At 70.4% G+C, this 3,227-nt stretch carries 4 protein-coding genes; 1 reads left to right on the top strand and 3 read right to left on the bottom strand.

Translation table 11 applies throughout. The features are described from left to right. Window positions 1–499: FeoB small GTPase domain-containing protein (locus VI238_RS16340; RefSeq protein WP_331653261.1), on the bottom strand; the 499-nt coding region annotated here is incomplete at its 3' end. Then, entirely contained in the window at window positions 496–741 is a 246-nt protein-coding gene (locus tag VI238_RS16335) for a FeoA family protein (RefSeq protein ID WP_331653259.1), read from the bottom strand. The genes VI238_RS16340 and VI238_RS16335, both read right to left, overlap by 4 nt. 177 nt (window positions 742–918) lie before the next feature. On the opposite strand from VI238_RS16335, the gene VI238_RS16330 reads away from it, so the two are divergent. After that, entirely contained in the window at window positions 919–1,707 is a 789-nt protein-coding gene (locus tag VI238_RS16330) for an enoyl-CoA hydratase-related protein (protein ID WP_331653257.1), read from the top strand. A 320-nt stretch (window positions 1,708–2,027) separates the two neighbouring features. On the opposite strand, the gene VI238_RS16325 is transcribed toward VI238_RS16330, so the two are convergent. After that, window positions 2,028–3,227, bottom strand: a 1,200-nt coding sequence (locus tag VI238_RS16325; RefSeq protein WP_331653255.1) for a sulfotransferase, incomplete at its 5' end; no start/stop codon positions are given.

Raw genomic sequence — 3,227 nt, 5'->3', positions numbered from 1 at the left:
CGACGAGCGCGGCCGCACCGCCCTGCTTCACCGCGATCGTCTCGACCACGGGCATGCCGAGTGCGGACTCGAGCGCGGCCGTATCGATGCGGATGCTGCGCTTGTGCGCCGCATCGATCATGTTGAGCGCGAGCACCATCGGCCGGCCGAGCCGCTTCACCTCGAGCACGAAGCGCAAGTGCAGGCGCAGGTTGGTCGCGTCGGCGACGCAGACGATGAGGTCGGGTGCGGGTTCGACCGGATGGCGGCCTTCGCAGATGTCGCGCGTGATCGCTTCGTCCGGGCTCGCCGCATCGAGGCTGTACGCGCCCGGCAGGTCGAGCAGCTGCAGCACGCGTCCGGACGGCGCGACGAAACGGCCTTCCTTGCGCTCCACGGTGACGCCGGCGTAATTCGCGACCTTCTGGTGCGCACCCGTGAGACGGTTGAACAACGCCGTCTTGCCGCAGTTCGGATTGCCGACCAGGGCGATGCGCAGCGATGACGCGGCGGTGTTCACGCAACCGCCTCCGGCGCGACGTCGACGCGCGCGGCTTCGCTCTTGCGCAGCGCGAAGCGCGTGTAGCCGATCTGCACCAGCAACGGATCGCCGCCGAACGGGCCGCGCGCGACGACCCGCACGGGTTCACCCTGCACGAAGCCGAGTTCGCGCAGGCGGCGCGCGATCGGATCGGCCGCATGGGCGTCCTCGACCGCAATGACGACACCGGTGGCACCCTTCTTCATGTCCGATAACCGCACGCGGGCATTCGCACGCAAATAAGAATGGTTCGCATTATACTCCGGATACCCCTCGCGCGATAGCCGGGCGCCGGGATGCGCGGTACCCCGGGAGGTCGACGTGCGTGCGGAACGGCCGACCGCAGGGCGTGGCGGCAGGCCGCTCGTTATGATCGCGCTCCCCGAACGGAGTCCCCCATGAGCGAAGCCGTGCTCGTCACCGTCGTCGGCCATGTCGCGACGATCTCGCTGAACCGCGCCCAGGTGCACAACGCGTTCGACGACGCCCTCATCGCCGACCTCACCGCCGCCCTGCTCGACGCCGAGCGCAATCCGGCCGTGCGCGTGGTCGTGCTCACCGGCACCGGCGCATCGTTCTCGGCCGGCGCCGACCTCAACTGGATGCGCGGCATGGCGCAGGCGAGCGAAGCGGACAACCGCGTCGATTCGCTGCGACTCGCCACGCTCATGCGCACGCTGAACTTCCTCGCCAAGCCGACCGTCGCGCGCGTCAACGGCTCCGCCTACGGCGGCGGCGTCGGCCTCGTGGCCTGCTGCGACGTCGCGATCGGCGTCGACGGCGCGAAGTTCTCGCTGAGCGAGGTCAAGCTCGGCCTCGTGCCCGCGGTGATCTCGCCCTACGTGATCGCCGCGATCGGCGCGCGCCAGGCGCGACGCCTGTTCGTGAGCGGCGAAGTGTTCGACGCGGCGACCGCGGCGCGCATCGGCCTGCTGCACGAAACGGTGCCTGCCGACCAGCTCGACGAAGCGGTCGACCGTTGCCTGCACTTCCTCGGCAAGGGCGGTCCGCTCGCGCAGGACGAAGCGAAGCGCCTCGCGCTGCGCATCGGCGGCATGACGCGCGAATCGGCCGAGCGCATCGACGAGGAGAACGCGGCGCTGATCGCGCGCCTGCGCGTGTCGGCCGAAGGCCAGCACGGGTTGGGTGCGTTCCTCGACAAGCGGGCGCCGGACTGGGTGCAGTGAATATCGCGACCGATCGGCCGGATCGACGCTGTCGCACGCGCCAGACGAGACGGTGCACGTCATCGAACGGATCTGATGGATGCCGCGCGACAAGCGAGGAGCCGACCGACCCGCGGTCGTCCGTGCACGTCCCTTTCGACGCCAGGACATCCAGCGACGCATTGTAGGAGCCCACTTTGTGGGCGACCGGCGATGCGGCAAGGCTCTTAAGCCGCGGTCGCGCACAGGGTGCGCTCCTGCAGGATGACCGCGCGATGCGGCACGGTTCGACGTCGCGGTCGCGCTCAGGATGCGCTCCTGCGCGAAGGTCGCATGCACGTTCAGTCGTCGGCGAAGCCTAGCAATTCGGGCAGGTGGTCCGCGTACGTGCGCCAGCGCCCGATCGAGCGCGCATGCACCGGCTGGCGCGCCTGCCACGCACTCGCTGTGCTGATCACGCGCTCGCTCGCGGGTGCCTGCGCGAAATCGTGCGCCGGCAGGCCGATCCATTCCGCGAGTGCAGTCGTCGCCGCGAGCGGGTCGGCGACGAAATCTTCGTAGCGCACCTCGCGCACGCGATCGCCGTGTCGTTGCAATGCGGCCGTGCGCAAGCGCTGTTCGCCTTGCGCGACCGCGGCGATGCGCTCGAAGTCGTAGGCGAACGCGTATTCCGGCCCGGCGAAGTGCTGCATCCAGATCGACAGCGCGGTATCGCGCGCGTTGCGTCGGCAATACACGATGCGCGCGTTCGGGAATGCGGCGACGATGAAGTCGACGTGCAGGAAGTTGAGCGGCTGCTTGTCGATGTACCCGCGCGCCGCGGTGTCGTCCTGCCGCACCTGGACGCGGTAGGTACGCGCGGCAGCCTCGCGAGCCGCCGCCGGATTCGCCGCACGCGCGACATCGGCGGCGTGCTGCGCGACGAACGGCAGTTCGCCCCGGTTGCAGACGGCCGGATGCCGTGCGAGCCAGTCCGCGACGAGGGTCGTGCCCGAGCGCGGCAGGCCGAGCACGAACACCGGCACGATATCGTCATCGGCCGCGGCCGGCGGCGCCGGCGGCTTCCCGTCTAGGCGCGCCGCGACGAGGCGCCGCCAGTCCTTCGCCGACCACGGCAGCTGCGCGGCGACGAGGCGGTTCGCCTCGCGCAGGCACGCCACCGCCTGCGCGGTGCGGCCGACGTCGTCGTGCATCTTGCCGAGGCCGAACAGCACCGACGCGCGCGCGGCGTCGGCGAGCTGCGGGCGCGCGAGGAACCCTTGCATGAGCGCGAAATCAGCGTCGTCGGGCTCGCCGTAGCGCTTCGAGACCGCGTAGCCATAGGCGGACTGCCACTCCAGCGCACGCGGGTCGTGGCGCAACGCGAACGCGTAGCGCTCGCGCGCGAGTTCGAACTCGCCGAGCTGCATCGCGAGCATGCCCGCGTACGCGTGCAAGCGCGGATCGCCCCCATGCGCGTCGATCGCCGCCTCGGCGACGTCGAGCGCGGCGCGCTTGCGCCCGCAGTCGTCGAGCAGCTCGATCGCCTGGATGGCATCGCC

The organism is Dokdonella sp., from assembly GCF_036518555.1.
Classification (GTDB): domain Bacteria; phylum Pseudomonadota; class Gammaproteobacteria; order Xanthomonadales; family Rhodanobacteraceae; genus Dokdonella_A.
This window is presented reverse-complemented; position numbering and strand designations above follow the sequence as displayed.

Bases quoted from the DNA above. Each gene is read 5' to 3' on its own strand.
- VI238_RS16330 (WP_331653257.1), top strand. From the start codon at position 919: ATGAGCGAAGCCGTGCTCGTCACCGTCGTCGGCCATGTCGCGACGATC.